Annotated in this window: 14 protein-coding genes; 11 read left to right on the forward strand and 3 right to left on the reverse strand. The window is 65.5% G+C overall.

The window, feature by feature from the left end; all coding sequences use genetic code 11:
* Positions 1-17: 17 nt before the first annotated feature.
* Positions 18-866, reverse strand: a complete 849-nt coding sequence (locus ACN8ZM_RS03145) for a MurR/RpiR family transcriptional regulator (protein WP_011350936.1) — start codon at positions 864-866, stop codon at positions 18-20.
* Positions 867-1,147: 281 nt separating this feature from the next.
* Between ACN8ZM_RS03145 and edd the strand changes: the two genes are divergently transcribed.
* The 4 genes from edd to ACN8ZM_RS03165 all read left to right on the forward strand — a co-directional run bounded on the left by edd (position 1,148) and on the right by ACN8ZM_RS03165 (position 5,749).
* On the forward strand, positions 1,148-3,004 hold the full coding sequence (gene edd / locus ACN8ZM_RS03150) for a phosphogluconate dehydratase (protein ID WP_420210536.1): 1,857 nt from the start codon (positions 1,148-1,150) through the stop codon (positions 3,002-3,004).
* Between the two features lie 19 nt (positions 3,005-3,023).
* Positions 3,024-3,650, forward strand: coding sequence for a bifunctional 4-hydroxy-2-oxoglutarate aldolase/2-dehydro-3-deoxy-phosphogluconate aldolase (gene eda, locus ACN8ZM_RS03155; RefSeq protein WP_043191255.1), 627 nt, complete (start codon positions 3,024-3,026; stop codon positions 3,648-3,650).
* Between the two features lie 220 nt (positions 3,651-3,870).
* Entirely contained in the window at positions 3,871-5,232 is a 1,362-nt protein-coding gene (locus ACN8ZM_RS03160) for a GntP family permease (RefSeq protein ID WP_043191253.1), read from the forward strand.
* 13 nt (positions 5,233-5,245) lie between these two features.
* A complete protein-coding gene (locus ACN8ZM_RS03165) occupies positions 5,246-5,749 on the forward strand; it encodes a gluconokinase (protein WP_089449899.1) in 504 nt (167 codons plus the stop codon).
* 80 nt (positions 5,750-5,829) lie between these two features.
* Here ACN8ZM_RS03165 and ACN8ZM_RS03170 read toward each other — a convergent pair whose 3' ends face one another.
* Entirely contained in the window at positions 5,830-6,477 is a 648-nt protein-coding gene (locus tag ACN8ZM_RS03170; protein WP_420210537.1) for a TetR/AcrR family transcriptional regulator, read from the reverse strand.
* 277 nt (positions 6,478-6,754) lie between these two features.
* Between ACN8ZM_RS03170 and ACN8ZM_RS03175 the strand changes: the two genes are divergently transcribed.
* Positions 6,755-8,176, forward strand: a complete 1,422-nt coding sequence (locus tag ACN8ZM_RS03175) for an NAD(P)/FAD-dependent oxidoreductase (protein WP_420210538.1) — start codon at positions 6,755-6,757, stop codon at positions 8,174-8,176.
* Positions 8,177-8,246: 70 nt separating this feature from the next.
* Here ACN8ZM_RS03175 and purB read toward each other — a convergent pair whose 3' ends face one another.
* On the reverse strand, positions 8,247-9,635 hold the full coding sequence (gene purB, locus ACN8ZM_RS03180) for an adenylosuccinate lyase (RefSeq protein ID WP_043191242.1): 1,389 nt from the start codon (positions 9,633-9,635) through the stop codon (positions 8,247-8,249).
* 231 nt (positions 9,636-9,866) lie between these two features.
* Here purB and ACN8ZM_RS03185 point away from each other — a divergent pair, with 231 nt between their 5' ends.
* The 6 genes from ACN8ZM_RS03185 (at position 9,867) to ACN8ZM_RS03210 (ending at position 15,739) form a co-directional block, all read left to right on the forward strand.
* Positions 9,867-10,820: a LysR substrate-binding domain-containing protein gene (locus ACN8ZM_RS03185; RefSeq protein WP_039361477.1), complete on the forward strand. Its 954-nt coding sequence runs from the start codon at positions 9,867-9,869 to the stop codon at positions 10,818-10,820.
* 264 nt (positions 10,821-11,084) lie between these two features.
* Positions 11,085-12,371, forward strand: coding sequence for a Glu/Leu/Phe/Val family dehydrogenase (locus ACN8ZM_RS03190; protein ID WP_043191239.1), 1,287 nt, complete (start codon positions 11,085-11,087; stop codon positions 12,369-12,371).
* A 250-nt stretch (positions 12,372-12,621) separates the two neighbouring features.
* Positions 12,622-13,515 carry a glutamate/aspartate ABC transporter substrate-binding protein gene (locus ACN8ZM_RS03195; protein ID WP_043191236.1) on the forward strand — a complete coding sequence of 298 codons (894 nt, stop codon included), beginning with the start codon at positions 12,622-12,624 and terminating at the stop codon, positions 13,513-13,515.
* Between the two features lie 84 nt (positions 13,516-13,599).
* Positions 13,600-14,340: an amino acid ABC transporter permease gene (locus ACN8ZM_RS03200; RefSeq protein WP_043191234.1), complete on the forward strand. Its 741-nt coding sequence runs from the start codon at positions 13,600-13,602 to the stop codon at positions 14,338-14,340.
* The gene (gene gltK / locus ACN8ZM_RS03205; protein WP_043191232.1) at positions 14,340-15,017 is read left to right on the forward strand and encodes a glutamate/aspartate ABC transporter permease GltK; all 678 of its coding nucleotides are present in this window, start codon (positions 14,340-14,342) and stop codon (positions 15,015-15,017) included. The genes ACN8ZM_RS03200 and gltK overlap by 1 nt, the downstream gene beginning before the upstream one ends.
* Complete coding sequence (locus tag ACN8ZM_RS03210) at positions 15,014-15,739, forward strand: amino acid ABC transporter ATP-binding protein (protein ID WP_011350949.1); 726 nt, start codon at positions 15,014-15,016, stop codon at positions 15,737-15,739. Before gltK ends, ACN8ZM_RS03210 begins: the two co-directional genes overlap by 4 nt.
* Positions 15,740-15,782: the final 43 nt, after the last annotated feature.

The following is a 15,782-nucleotide window of genomic DNA, read 5'->3' on the forward strand; positions in this document are numbered from 1 at the left end:
GTAGGCGTGGCGCGCGCTCAATCCTTCGCGCCGTCGTCGATCCGGCGGCGCGTGATCGCCTCCTTCGCACGGCCGACCCGTTCCATCAGCGCGGGGCCGCGCGACAGCGCGACGCCGACCGCGAGGATATCGCCGATCGCGAGATGCGACATCCGCGACGTCATCGGCGAGAACACGTCCGTTTCCTCCGCCACGTTCGACGCGAGACTCACCGTCGCGAGCTTCGCGAGCGGCGAATGGCTCTGCGTGATCGCGACGACTTTCGCGCCGCACGCGAGCGCGGAGCGCGCGGCGTCGACGATGTCGCGCGTGCGGCCGGTGTTCGAGATCGCGACGACGACGTCGTGCGGCCCGAGCAGCGCCGACGACATCGAGAACGTGTGCGGATCCGAATACGCGACGCTCGGCACGCCGAGCCGGAAGAACTTGTGCTGGATGTCCTGCGCGGCGATGCCCGAGCCGCCCGCGCCGTAGAACTCGATTCGCGATGCGTTCGACAGCAGTGCGATCGCATCGGCGACGCTGCCCGCGGACAGGCTGTTGCGCACCTCGATCAGTGCGCCGATCGTGCGGTCGAACACCTTGCCGATGATGCCGGGCGCCGGTTCGTCGGGCTCGACGTCGCGATAGACCGACGACACGCCCGGCGCGACGCTCTGCGCGAGCCGGATCTTGAATTCGCGAAAGCCGCTGCAGCCGAGCGCCTGGCAGAAGCGCGCGATCGTCGGCTGGCTGACGCCCGCGCGCGTCGACAGCTCGGTCATCGCGAGGTCGAGCACCTCGCGCGGCGCGGCGAGGATGTAGTCGGCGAGCTTGCGCTCGGACGGGCGCAACTCGGCGCGGATCGCTTCAATGCGGGGCAGCATGGGACGGCAGGCAGAAATCGGGTTCGGATGAGCGAGTGTATCGCAATCGAATTGTAGAAAATCTACAAGAAAATGCTAGCTCCAGTCAGACGCTTTTGCTGAGACGGGTTAGGGTTTTCACTAGGTATAGCCTTGCTGGTAGCGGGAATAAGGGTTGCGGGGCGACGAATCTGCATTGCGTGCGTGTAGTTTTTCTACTAGACTGACTTCGTTCTGTCGACGTGTTCGACCGTCCCCACGATTCCAACGCCGGTGTCGGCCGGCATACAGGAGCGCCCAGCATGACGTCGCTGCACCCCACCCTGGCGAAGGTCACCGAACGCGTGATCGCCCGCAGCCAATCGACCCGTTCCGCCTATCTGCAGCGCATCGACGGCGCGCAGGGCAAGTTCCCGGCGCGTGGCGCGCTGTCGTGCGCGAACCTCGCGCACGGCTTCGCGGGCCTCGAGGGTAACGACAAGTTCGCGATCAAGGCGATCCGCGAGCCGAACATCGGCATCGTGTCCTCGTACAACGAGATGCTGTCCGCGCACGCGCCGTACAAGGATTTCCCCGACATCATCAAGGCGGCCGCGCGCGAGAACGGCGGTGTCGCGCAGTTCGCGGGCGGCGTGCCGGCAATGTGCGACGGCGTCACGCAGGGCAATCCGGGGATGGAGCTGTCGCTGTTCTCGCGCGAGGCGATCGCGATGGGCACGGCCATCGCGCTCACGCACAACATGTTCGACGCGGCGCTGTGCCTTGGCATCTGCGACAAGATCGTGCCGGGCCTGCTGATCGGCGCGCTGCAGTTCGGCCACCTGCCGACGATCTTCGTACCGGCCGGCCCGATGACGAGCGGCCTGTCGAACGACGACAAGGCGAAGATCCGCCAGCAGTTCGCGACCGGCCAGGTCGGCCGTGACGCGCTGCTCGAAGCCGAATCGGCCGCCTATCACGGCCACGGCACCTGCACGTTCTACGGCACCGCGAACAGCAACCAGATGCTGATGGAGCTGATGGGGCTGCACCTGCCGGGCTCGGCATTCGTCCACCCGCACACGCCGCTGCGCACCGCGCTCACGGCCGAGGCCGCGCGCCGCGTGCTCGACCTGACCGTCGAGCGCGGCCAGTACACGCCGATCGGCCATGTGATCGACGAGAAGGCGATCGTCAACGGGATCGTCGCGCTGCTCGCGACCGGCGGCTCGACCAACCACACGCTTCACCTCGTCGCGATCGCACGCGCGGCCGGCATCCTGATCGACTGGAACGATTTCGACGAACTGTCGGCCGTCGTGCCGCTGCTCGCGAAGATCTACCCGAACGGCAAGGCCGACGTGAACCACTTCCACGCGGCCGGCGGCATCGCGTTCCTGGTGCGCAACCTGCTCGAAGGCGGGCTGCTGCACGAGGACGTGACGACCGTCGCCGGCAAGGGGCTGTCGCACTACACGAAGGAGCCGAAGCTGATCGAAGGCAAGCTCACGTGGGTCGACGGCGCGGCCGAGAGCCACGACACGAAGGTGCTGCGCGGCATCCGCGAGCCGTTCCAGCCGGACGGTGGCCTGCGCCTGATGCAGGGCCGGCTCGGCCGCGGCGTGATCAAGATTTCGGCGGTCGCGCCCGAGCACCGCAAGGTGACCGCGCCCGCGATCGTGTTCGATTCGCAGGAAGCCGTGCAGGAAGCGTTCGATCGCGGCGAGCTGAAGCGCGATTTCGTCGCGGTGGTGCGCTTCCAGGGCGCGCGTGCGAACGGGATGCCCGAGCTGCACCGTTTGACGCCGCTGCTCGGCGTGCTGCAGGATCAGGGCTTCCACGTCGCGCTGGTCACCGACGGCCGCATGTCGGGCGCGTCGGGCAAGGTGCCGGCCGTGATCCACGTGTCGCCGGAAGCGCTGCTGGCCGGCCCGCTGGGCAAGGTGAAGACGGGCGACACGCTCGTGATCGACGCGGAAGCCGGCGTGCTCGACATCGAGGTCGATGCCGCCGAGTGGCAGGCGCGCCCGGTTGCGCAGCCGCTGCACCAGGCCGAGAACGAGGTCGGATTCGGGCGTGAGCTGTTCGGCGTGTTCCGCGCGGCCGCCGCGCCGGCAGAGCAGGGCGCATCGGTTTTCGGTACGCTGGTCGGCGAAACGGCCGGCCACGTCGCCGCATGAATTTCAAGGAGCCAATTCAATGAAGACGATTGCTGAAATCGTGAAGCTGGGCCCGGTCATCCCGGTGCTCGCATTCGACTCGGTCGAGCAGGGCGAACACGTGTCGCGCGCGTTGCACGCGGGCGGCGTGAAGGTGCTCGAGATCACGCTGCGCACGCCGGCCGGCCTGGAGGCGATCCAGCGCGCGAGCCAGCTCGCGGACGACATCGTCGTCGGCGTCGGCACGATCACGAAGCCCGAGCATTGCGCGCAGGCGAAGCGCGCGGGTGCGAAGTTCGGCGTGTCGCCGGGGCTGACCAAGGAACTGCACCTCGCGTCGCTCGACGCGGGCCTGCCGCTGCTGCCGGGCGTAATGACGCCGAGCGACATCATCCAGGCGCTCGAATTCGGCTACGAGATCGTGAAGTTCTTCCCCGCGCAGCAGGCCGGCGGCGTGCCGATGCTGCAGGCGTTCCACGGCCCGTTCCCGGCGCTGAAGTTCTGCCCGACCGGCGGCATCACGGTCGACACCGCGCCGAATTTCCTGAAACTGCCGAACGTCGTGTGCGTCGGCGGTTCGTGGCTCACGCCGAAAGCCGCGCTCGCCGCGCAGGACTGGGCCGAAGTCACGCGCCTCGCGCAAGCCGCGAGCCAGCTCCCCCGTTAAGAATTGTACGAAATGACGGTTTAACCCTCGGATGACGAGCGCTTAGTGCTTGTTTTACCGAGGGTTTTTGCTGATGGAACCGGTTCTATCCGCGAGCCGCAAAGATCAGTAAAATTCAGCGTCCTGACGGGGTGGGTACCCCCCGTGTTTCGGAGACCTGCATAGCCGGGCATACTCGCAACAACTCGCCCGGTTCGAACAATTCTAGGAGGAGTGCCACATGGGGGCTGTCCAAGGCAGCATGCTGCTCGTATTCACGCTGATCGCGATCGCCGCGCTGATCCTGATGATCGCGCGCTTCAAGATTTACCCGTTCCTGGTGCTGATCATCGTTTCGCTCGGCCTCGGTCTCGTCGTCGGCATGCCGATGGACAAGATCGTCAAGTCGTTCGAGGCGGGCACCGGTGGCACGCTCGGCCACATTGCGATCGTCGTCGGCCTCGGCACGATGCTCGGCAAGATGATGGCCGAATCGGGCGGCGCCGAACGGATCGCGACCACGCTGATCGACTGGTTCGGTGAAAAGAACATCCACTGGGCGATGATGTTCGTCGCGATCATCGTCGGCCTGCCGGTGTTCTTCGAAGTCGGCTTCGTGCTGCTGATCCCGATCGCGTTCAACGTCGCGAAGCGCACCGGCAAGTCGCTGCTCGTCGTCGGCCTGCCGATGGTGGCCGGCCTGTCCGTCGTGCACGGCCTGATTCCGCCGCACCCGGCCGCGCTGCTCGCCGTCCAGCAATACGGCGCCGACATCGGCAAGACGATCGCGTTCGGCCTGATCGTCGGCGTGCCGACCGCGATCATCGCGGGCCCGCTGTTCGCGCTGACGATCTCGAAGTTCGTGAAGCTGCCGGAGAACAATCCGCTCGCCGCGCAGTTCGTCGATACGCACACGGACGGCCGCAAGCGCGAACTGCCGAGCTTCGGCATCACGCTGTTCACGATCCTGCTGCCCGTCGTGCTGATGCTCGTCGGCAGCTGGGCCGACCTGCTGTTCACGCCGAAGTCGCTGCCGAACAACCTGCTGCGCTTTGCCGGCAACTCGGACGTCGCGCTGCTGATCGCCGTGCTCGTGAGCTTCTTCACGTTCGGCAAGCTGCAGGGCTTCAACCGCGACCAGATCCAGAAGTTCTGCGGCGAGTGCCTGGCACCGATCGCCGGCATCACGCTGATCGTCGGCGCGGGCGGTGGCTTCGGCGGCGTCCTGCGCGACAGCGGGATCTCGCAGCAGATCGTCGAGACCGCGAAGCACGCGCACCTGTCGCCGCTGCTGCTCGGCTGGTTCGTCGCGGCGCTGATGCGTCTCGCGACGGGTTCGGCGACGGTCGCGATGACGACCGCCTGCGGCATCGTCGCGCCGATCGCGGCAGCGGCCGGCACGACGGTCAGCCCGGAACTGCTGGTGCTCGCCACCGGCTCGGGCTCGCTGATCTTCTCGCACGTGAACGACGGCGGTTTCTGGCTGATCAAGGAATACTTCGGGATGACGGTCGGTCAGACGTTCAAGACCTGGTCGTTGCTCGAAACGATCATCTCGGTGCTCGGCCTCGGCTTTACACTGCTGCTGAGCATGGTTCTGTAACAAGGGGTAGTCAATGATTCTGATCGCAATGGGCGTGTCGGGCGCGGGCAAGTCGCGAATCGGCGAAATGCTGGCGGAACGCCTGTCGTGCAGCTATACCGATGGCGACGCGTTTCACAGCGCGGCGAACAAGGAAAAGATGCACCACGGCATTCCGCTGACCGACGACGACCGCTGGCCGTGGCTGCGCACGATCCGCGAGGCCATCGAGGAAAAGCAGCGTGCCGGTGAGACGGCCGTGTTCACGTGTTCGTCGCTGAAGCGGTCGTACCGCGACGTGCTGCGCGGCACCGATACCGACGTGCGGTTCGTGTATCTGAAGGGTTCGTTCGAGGTGTTGCACGAGCGCCTGAAGAGCCGCACCGGCCATTTCTTCGATCCGTCGCTGCTGAAGAGCCAGCTCGACACGCTCGAGGAGCCGGGCCCGGACGAAGCGATCGAGGTCAGCATCGAGCTGACGCCCGAACAGATCGTCGATCAGGTCATGCTGAAGATCGGCATCGCGCAGCAGCACTGAGCGCGGTTCGCGGCAATCGTCACGAAAAAGGCGCCCTTCGGGGCGCCTTTTTCGTGGGCGGCCCGCGGGCCGCAGGCGGGTCAGGTCGCGAGCGCCTGCTTCGCGATGCCGTCGAGCAGCACGTCGAGCATCGTGTCGTGCACGGCTGCCGGATCGAGCTGCGCATAGAGCGGGGCGGCCGCCTTGACGAGCGGATGCGCGGCGTCGGACAGCGCTTCCATCTCCGCGAGCTCGACGTCGTTCGCGGCGCGCGTGAGGCCGCCGGCTTCGGCGGCGGCCAGCCCGATCACGCTCGCATACCAGCCGACGCACACCGACGGCAGCGCCGCGCGCGGGATGCCGGCGTCGGCCAGCGCGCGATGCACGGCCTCGATGTGCGCGAGATCGGCCGGCCCGGTACTCATGTGCCGCTGCAGCAGCGCGAACGCGGCCGGGTAGCGCAGCGCGAGCGCGCGGTACTGGCGCGCGAGGTCGCGCAGCCGTTCGCGCCACGGCAGGGCGGCGTCGACCGGCACGAGCGAGCGCGACAGCGCGTTCGCGATCGCACGGCTCAGGCCTTCCTTCGACTTGAAGTGATACAGCACGCTCATCGGATCGCAGCCGACCGACTGCGCGAGCTTGCGCACGCTGAATGCGGCTTCGCCGACGTCTTCGAGCAGTGCGAGCGCGGCCGCGACGATCGCGTCCTTGTCGAGGCCGCGCGGGCCCTGGGCGGGTTTGTCTTTCATCGATGCGGGCTGACGGGCCGGCGTGGCGCCGGCTGTAAACTTGACGAAAGCTTATTCTACACTGTAGAATTATTTCTGCGGTGTAGAAATTGGGTGTCCCGGCACCTTTCAATACGTGCTTTCGCACAGTCCGGGATCCAGGCGGCACGAGCGTGTCCGCCGTCAACACGGGCCATCGCGCCCCTTTATCTCGTTGACACCCATGTGGAACCGGCTGCCCCACCCGCGAAGCCAGAAGGCTCTTCGACAGGCGGCCCAAGACCATGCAAGTGCAATCATGACTTTCAACCATCAACCCCTGATCCAGGGCGAATCGCGTTTCGAACAAACGCAACTGAACATCGAAAAAGACAACTGGAACTGGTGCGACCCGGCCCGCTACGACGGCGAGCGCCCGGCGAACTGGTACGAAGCGTCGCTGTCGCGCCACGCGAACAGCGCGCCGCTCGCGCACGACGTGGTCTGCGACGTGCTCGTGATCGGCGCGGGCCTGCTCGGCGCATCGGCCGCGCTGCATCTCGCGGAAGCGGGCGTCGATACCATCCTCGTCGACAAGCACCACGTCGGCTCGGCCGCATCGGGCCGCAACGGCGGGCAGCTCACGCCCGGCCTCGCGCGCTGGGAAGCCGCCGACATGATCGATCACCTGTCGCACGACGACGCAAAGCGGCTGTGGCGCTTCGCATCGACCGAATCGATGGACCTGATCGATGCGATCGGCGCACGCTACGCGCTCGAGCTCGACCGCAAGCGTGGCCACGTGACGGCCGCGGTCCACCCGGGCCACATGAGCGCGCTGCTCGACGGCGCGGATGCGCGCCGCCATCTCGGCGACGCGGGCGTGACGCTGGTCGGCCGCCACCAGCTGCATGACGAATACGTGCGCTCGGGGCTCTACCACGGCGCGGCGATCGACGCGATCGGCGGACAGATCCATCCGCTCGCGCTGGTGCGCGGCCTCGTGCACGGCTTCCGGCTGAACGGCGGCGCGCTGTTCGAGGGCACCGAGGTGCTCGAACTCGACGAAACGCCGGAGGGTGTCGTCGCGACGACGCCGGGCGGCACGATCACCGCACGCAAGGGCGTCGTGCTCGCGCTGCACAACACGACGTTCCGGCTGCTCGACGACGGCGCCGCGACGACCGTGCCGTTCTTTACCTACGTGAGCGTGACGGCGCCGCTCGGCGTCGACGTCGCGACCTTGATGCCGGCCGGCATGCCCGTGTACGACACGCAGTTCCAGATCGACTACTACCGGCCGGTACGCGGCAACCGCCTGTTGTTCGGCGGGCAGGGCACCGGCACCTGCTGGGCGCAGCCGGACGTGAACGCGTATCTGCTGACGCGGCTGAACACGGTGTTCCCGCAGCACGACGGCCAGTTTGCGCTCGACTACTGCTGGAGCGGCGTCAGCGACTTCACGCTGAACGGCGCGACCGACAGCCGCAAGACCGACGGCCGCGTGCCGATGTACATGGTGCAGGGCTGGAGCGGCCACGGCGTCGCGCAGACGGTGCGGATCGGCAAGGCGATCTGTGACGATTTCGTCGGCCGCAACGACGACTTCTCGATGCTGACCGGCATCGACCATCGCGCGATTCCGCTCGGCCGCCAGCTGTCGCCGATCGCGATCCCGGCCGCGAAGGCGGCGATGAGCGTGATGAGCGCGCTCAATCCGGGCAAGATGATCTCGTTCTGATCGGCCGCACAGCAAAAAGCCCGATGCGATTGCTCGCATCGGGCTTGTTTATCTGCGGAGACGGTAGCGCTTACGCGATCCGCTTCGCCAGTTCGACGGCCTTGCCGATGTACGACGCAGGCGTCATCGCGAGCAGAAGATCTTTCGCGTCCTGCGGGATCGCGAGCGTGCCGACGAATTCCTGCAGCGCTTCGCGCGTGATGCCCTTGCCGCGCGTCAGTTCCTTCAGCTGCTCGTACGGGTTCTCGATGCCGTAGCGGCGCATCACCGTCTGCACCGGCTCGGCCAGCACTTCCCAGCAGTTGTCGAGGTCTTCGTTCAGGCGCTGCGGGTTCACTTCGAGCTTGTCGAGGCCGCGGATCAGCGAGTCGTATGCGAGCAGCGAGTAGCCGAGCGCGACGCCCATGTTGCGCAGCACCGTCGAGTCGGTCAGGTCGCGCTGCCAGCGCGACACCGGCAGCTTGTCGGCGAGGTGGCGCAGCGTCGCGTTCGCGAGGCCGAGGTTGCCTTCCGAGTTCTCGAAGTCGATCGGGTTGACCTTGTGCGGCATCGTCGACGAGCCGATTTCACCGGCCTTCGTCTTCTGCTTGAAGTAGCCGACCGAGATGTAGCCCCACACGTCGCGGTCGAGGTCGAGCAGGATCGTGTTCGCGCGCGCGACCGCGTCGAACAGCTCGGCCATGTAGTCGTGCGGTTCGATCTGGATCGTGTACGGGTTGAACGTGAGCTTCAGGCGGTTCTCGATCACGTCGCGCGAGAACGCTTCCCAGTCGAATTCCGGATAGGCGGACAGATGTGCGTTGAAGTTGCCGACCGCGCCGTTCATCTTGCCGAGGATCTCGACCTTCTCGATGCGTGTGATCGCGCGGGCGAGGCGGGCCGCGACGTTCGCGAGTTCCTTGCCGAGTGTCGTCGGGCTGGCCGGCTGGCCGTGCGTGCGCGACAGCATCGGCTGCTCGGCGTGCGCGTGCGCGAGTGCGACGAGGCGCTGGTAGACCGTGCGCAGCGCCGGCAGGATCACGTGCTCGCGCGCGCCGGCGAGCATCATCCCGTGCGACGTGTTGTTGATGTCTTCCGACGTGCACGCGAAGTGGATGAATTCGCTGGCCTTTTCGAGTTCTTCCTGGCCCTTCACCGATTCCTTCAGCCAGTATTCGACGGCCTTCACGTCGTGGTTCGTCACGCGCTCGATGTCCTTGATGCGGGCCGCGTCGTGCGCGGTGAAGCGCTCGGCGAGCTGCAGCAGGAATTGTTCGGATGCGTCGGAGAAGCGCGGGACTTCCGCGAAGCCGGCGCGCGACAGCGCGATCAGCCAGTGCACCTCGACGGTGACGCGGTGGCGCATGAAGGCGGCTTCGGAGAGCCAGTCGCGCAGCGCTTCGGTCTTGCTGGCGTAGCGGCCGTCGATGGGCGAAAGCGCGGTGAGGGCGAAAAGCGTATCGGGACGAGTGTCGGACATGATCGGGCGGGCCTTGGGGCCGGGTCGAGCGAGGGGAAGGAGAATCCGGCATTTTACCATCGGCGCGGGACGATCCCGGCTGAGCGTGGCCGACGGGCGCCGCCGCATGCGGACACAGTGCCGGCGCCCGTTGGCGGCGGGGCGCCGCGCCGCTCGCCGCGCCGCCGGCCGGGGCCGCCCGCCGGTAGAATGCAGGCTTCTTCCCGACCGCCGCCCGCCGCGCCCGCCTGCATGGAACTGAAATGGCTCGAAGACTTCGTCTCGCTCGCGGAGACGCGCAGCTTTAGCCGGTCCGCCGAACTGCGGCACGTGTCGCAGCCGGCGTTTTCGCGGCGCATCCAGGCGCTCGAGGCATGGCTCGCGACCGAACTGATCGATCGTTCGGTCTATCCGACGCGGCTCACGCAGGCCGGGCAGATCTTCTACGAACAGGCGCTGACGATGCTGTCGCAGGCGCACGAGGCGCGCACGCTGCTGCGCGGCCACGTCGGCGCGCCGGTGCCGACGATCGAGTTCGCGGTGCCGCACACGCTGTCGCTCACGTATTTCCCGCGCTGGCTGCAGCGGATCGAGGCGAAGATGGGCCAGGTCCACACGCGGCTGCGCGCGCTGAACGTGCACGACGCGGTGCTGTCGCTCGTCGAGGGCGGCTGCGATCTCGTGATGGGCTACCACCACCCGAGCCATCCGGTCGCGCTCGACCCGGCGCGCTACGACATGCTGATCCTCGGCAGCGAGCCGATCAGCCCGTTCTCGGCGCCGGGCCGCGCGGGGCGGCCGCGCTATACGCTGCCCGGCACGGCCGACGCGCGCGTGCCGTACCTGTCATATACGCCGAACGCGTATCTCGGCCGGATGACGGAGGTGATCGTCGCGAATGCATCGACGCCGCTGTTCCTCGATCGCGTCTATGAAACCGACATGGCCGAAGGGCTGAAGGCGATGGCGCTCGCGGGCCACGGCATCGCGTTCCTGCCGCACAGCGCGGTCGAGGATGCGGTCGCCGGCGGCCGCCTGATCCGGCTCGACCGGTCGGTGCGCGGCGGCGCGTACCCGTTCACGTTGACGATGGAGATCCGCCTGTACTGCGACAAGCTCGCGCTGCAGGGCGACGATCCGCGGCAGAAGCTCGTGCGTGCGCTGTGGGACGTCGTGCGCGACGAACTGCGCGAAACCGCGGGTTAACCGTCGGCGGTTAACCGTCGGCCGGCTGTCGTCGAGCTTGCGGTGCCTGTCGGACGGCTGTCCGGCGGCCATCACGTATCCAGGAAACACGATTTTTCACGCACGCGATGCACGAGCGATCGCGTGCGTTCTTGCGCAAATCGACCGCAGATTTGCGAAAAATCGCGATCATGCAAGAAACGCATAATCGAATAAGCAAACGGCATTGGATAAAAAAAACGGGTTTTTCGACAATGTGCGCACCTGTTGACCGTTGGAGCATCCATGTCTTCGCAATTGCAGTCCATCCCGTCCTACCTGCACGCCGACGATCTCGGCCCGTGGGGCAACTATCTTCAGCAAGTCGATCGCGTCGCGCCGTACCTCGGCTCGCTGTCGCGCTGGCTCGAAACGCTGAAGCGCCCGAAGCGCATCCTGGTCGTCGATGTGCCGATCGAACTCGACAACGGTACCGTCGCGCACTTCGAAGGCTATCGCGTGCAGCACAACGTGTCGCGCGGCCCGGGCAAGGGCGGTGTGCGTTACCACCAGGACGTGACGCTGTCGGAAGTGATGGCACTGTCCGCATGGATGTCGGTCAAGAACGCGGCCGTGAACGTGCCGTACGGCGGCGCGAAGGGCGGTATCCGCGTCGACCCGCGCAAGCTGTCGCGTGGTGAGCTCGAGCGCGTGACGCGCCGCTACACCAGCGAAATCGGCATCATCATCGGCCCGAACACCGACATTCCGGCGCCGGACGTCAACACCAACGAACAGGTGATGGCGTGGATGATGGACACCTACTCGATGAACCAGGGCCAGACGTCGACCGGCGTCGTGACCGGCAAGCCGATCGCGCTGGGTGGTTCGCTCGGCCGCAAGGAAGCAACGGGCCGCGGCGTGTTCGTCGTCGGCTGCGAAGCGGCGAAGAAGAAGGGCCTGGAAATCGAAGGCGCACGCATTGCAGTGCAGGGCTTCGGCAACGTCGGCGGCATCGCGGCGAAGCTGTTCCAGGAAGCGGGCTCGAAGGTGATCGCGGTGCAGGATCACACGGGCACGATCTACCAGCCGGCTGGCCTCGATTCGAACAAGCTGCTCGACCACGTTGCCCGCACGGGCGGCGTCGCGGGCTTCGAAGGTTCGGAGCCGATGCCGAACGACGAGTTCTGGACGGTCGAAACCGACATCCTGATCCCGGCGGCACTGGAAAACCAGATCACCGAGAAGAATGCAGCGAAGATCCGCACGAAGATCATCGTCGAAGGCGCGAACGGCCCGACGACGACGGCGGCGGACGACATCCTGACGGCGAACGGCGTGCTCGTGATCCCGGACGTGATCGCGAACGCAGGCGGCGTGACCGTGTCGTACTTCGAATGGGTGCAGGATTTCTCGAGCTTCTTCTGGACGGAAGACGAGATCAACCACCGTCTCGAGCGCGTGATGCGCGAAGCGTTCTCCGGCGTGTGGGCAGTCGCGGAAGAGCACAAGGTGTCGGTGCGTACGGCGGCGTTCATCGTTGCGTGCAAGCGCATCCTGATGGCACGCGAAATGCGTGGCCTGTATCCCTGATCGGCGGTTGCCGATTTCAGATCGGTTGACTACGATCAATCCATGACGCAATCCATCCGGTTGCGTGCATGAACCCTCGCGGGCGGTGCCGAATCCGGTACCGCCCGCGCGCGCATTCAGGCGCCGGAAGGGGGCCGAAGCCGGGAGGAAGGCTTCGCGCAGCACGATTCGTAGTGCGGTAAACAACCAGTACTTTCAAAAATATTACTTTGATACACTGGCGCGGGTTTTAGCCAAGGAGATGACCAAAATGAAATACCAAAAGGCAGTCCTGATGTTCGCGGCGCTTTGCGCGTTCGCAAGTGGCGCGCATGCTCAGGAGACGGGCACGCTGAAGAAGATCAAGGACACGGGCGTGATCGCGCTGGGGCACCGCGAATCGTCGATCCCGTTCTCCTACTATGACGAAAAGCAGCAGGTGGTCGGCTATTCGCGCGAATTCCAGATGAAGGTGGTCGACGCGGTGAAGAAGAAGCTGAACCTGCCGAACCTGCAGGTGAAGAACATCCCGGTCACGTCGCAGAACCGCATTCCGCTGGTGCAGAACGGCACGGTCGATATCGAGTGCGGCTCGACGACCAACAACGCCGAACGCCAGCAGCAGGCCGCGTTCTCCGACACGATCTTCGTGATCGGCACGCGCCTGATGACGAAGAACGATTCGGGCATCAAGGATTTCGCCGACCTGAAGGGCAAGACGGTCGTGACCACCGCCGGCACGACGTCCGAGCGCCTGCTGCGCAAGATGAACAACGAAAAGCAGATGGGCATGAACATCATCAGCGCGAAGGATCACGGCGATTCGTTCAATACGCTGGAATCGGGCCGCGCGGTCGCGTTCATGATGGATGACGCGCTGCTCGCGGGCGAGCGCGCGAAGGCGAAGAAGCCGGGCGACTGGGTGATCGTCGGCACGCCGCAATCGGAAGAAGCGTACGGCTGCATGATGCGCAAGGGCGATGCGGACTTCAAGAAGGTCGTCGACGACGCGATCTCGCAAGTCGAGAAGTCGGGCGAAGCCGCGAAGATCTACGCGAAGTGGTTCGAGAACCCGATCCCGCCGAAGGGGCTGAACCTGAACTTCCCGCTGTCCGATTCGATGAAGAAGCTGTACGCGAACCCGAACGACAAGGCGCTCGACTGACCGCACGGCCGTTGATGCAGAAATGACGCTAATGAGACGGAAGAGGCCCCGCTTCTTCCGTCTCTTTTTGCTGGAGTCTTGCCCATGTCTTACCACTGGAACTGGGGCATCTTCCTGAGCCCCGTGTCGACCGGCGAGCCGACGACTTATTTCGGATGGCTGATGTCCGGCTTCTGGGTGACGATCGAAGTGTCGCTCGTCGCCTGGGTCATCGCGCTGATCGTCGGTTCGCTGTTCGGCGTGCTGCGTACCGTGCCGAACAAGTGGCTGTCCGCGATCGGCACCCTGTACGTGTCGATCTTCCGGAACATTCCGCTGATCGTGCAGTTCTTCGTCTGGTATCTCGTGATACCCGAGCTGCTGCCCGCGTCGATCGGCACCTGGATCAAGCAGTTGCCGCCCACCACGCAGTTCTTTACCGCGTCGATCATCTGTCTCGGCCTGTTCACGGGCGCGCGCGTGTGCGAACAGGTGCGCTCCGGGATCAACGCGCTGCCGAAGGGCCAGCGCGCCGCCGGCCTCGCGATGGGCTTCACGCAATGGCAGACGTACCGCTACGTGCTGCTGCCCGTTGCGTACCGGATCATCGTGCCGCCGCTCACGTCGGAATTCCTGAACATCTTCAAGAACTCCGCCGTCGCGTCAACGATCGGCCTGCTCGACCTGTCCGCGCAGGCGCGACAGCTCGTCGACTACACCGCGCAGACGTATGAATCGTTCATCGCGGTCACGCTCGCGTACGTGATCATCAACCTCGTCGTGATGGCGTTCATGCGCTGGATCGAAGGCCGCACGCGGCTGCCCGGCTATATCGGAGGCAAGTGATGCATCAGTTCGACTGGAGTAGTATTCCCGGCGCGCTGCCGACGCTGTGGACGGGGGCGATCGTCACGTTGCAGATCACGCTGATCGCGATCGTGGTCGGGATCGTCTGGGGCACGCTGCTGGCGCTGATGCGGCTGTCGGGCGTCAAGCCGCTCGCGTGGTTCGCGCAGGGCTACGTGACGGTGTTCCGCTCGATCCCGCTCGTGATGGTGCTGCTGTGGTTCTTCCTGATCGTGCCGCAGCTGCTGCAGGGCGTGCTCGGGTTGTCGCCGACGATCGACATCCGTCTCGCATCGGCGATGGTTGCGTTCTCGCTGTTCGAAGCCGCGTATTATTCCGAGATCATCCGCGCCGGCATCCAGGCGGTGCCGCGCGGCCAGGCGAACGCCGCGTTTGCGCTCGGCATGAACTACGCGCAGGCGATGCGCCTCGTGATCCTGCCGCAGGCGTTCCGCGCGATGGTGCCGCTGCTGCTCACGCAGGCGATCGTCCTGTTCCAGGATACGTCGCTCGTGTACGTGATCAGCCTCGCGGACTTCTTCCGCACGGCGGCCAACATCGGCGATCGCGACGGCACGACCGTCGAGATGGTCCTGTTCGCCGGCGCATGCTATTTCGTGATTTGCTCGTTGGCGTCTGCTCTCGTCAAGGGTCTCCAGAAAAAGGTCACAAGATGATTTCCATCAAGAACGTTTCGAAGTGGTACGGCCAGTTTCAGGTCCTCACCGACTGCACGACCGAGGTCAAGAAAGGCGAAGTGGTCGTCGTGTGCGGCCCGTCGGGCTCGGGTAAATCCACGCTGATCAAGACCGTGAACGGCCTCGAGCCGTTCCAGCAGGGCGAGATCCTCGTGAACGGCCAGTCGGTCGGCGACAAGAAGACGAACCTGTCGAAGCTGCGCTCGAAGGTCGGGATGGTGTTCCAGCATTTCGAGCTGTTCCCGCACCTGTCGATCACCGAGAACCTGACGCTCGCGCAGGTCAAGGTGCTCGGCCGCGGCAAGGACGAGGCGAACGAGAAGGGCATGAAGCTGCTCGATCGCGTCGGCCTGAAGGCGCATGCGCACAAGTTCCCGGGCCAGCTGTCGGGCGGCCAGCAGCAGCGGGTCGCGATCGCGCGCGCGCTGTCGATGGATCCGATCGCGATGCTGTTCGACGAGCCGACGTCCGCGCTCGACCCCGAGATGATCAACGAAGTGCTCGACGTGATGGTCGAACTCGCGCAGGAAGGGATGACGATGATGGTCGTCACGCACGAGATGGGCTTCGCGAAGAAGGTGGCCCATCGCGTGATCTTCATGGACAAGGGTGCGATCGTCGAGGACGACCGCAAGGACGATTTCTTCTCGAATCCGAAATCGGAACGCGCGAAGGACTTCCTCGCGAAGATCCTGCACTGAGCGTTCGCGCGCGTCGGCGCTGCATGTGCGTCGCTGCGAAAAC

This window comes from Burkholderia aenigmatica (assembly GCF_048627025.1).
Classification (GTDB): Bacteria; Pseudomonadota; Gammaproteobacteria; order Burkholderiales; family Burkholderiaceae; genus Burkholderia; species Burkholderia aenigmatica.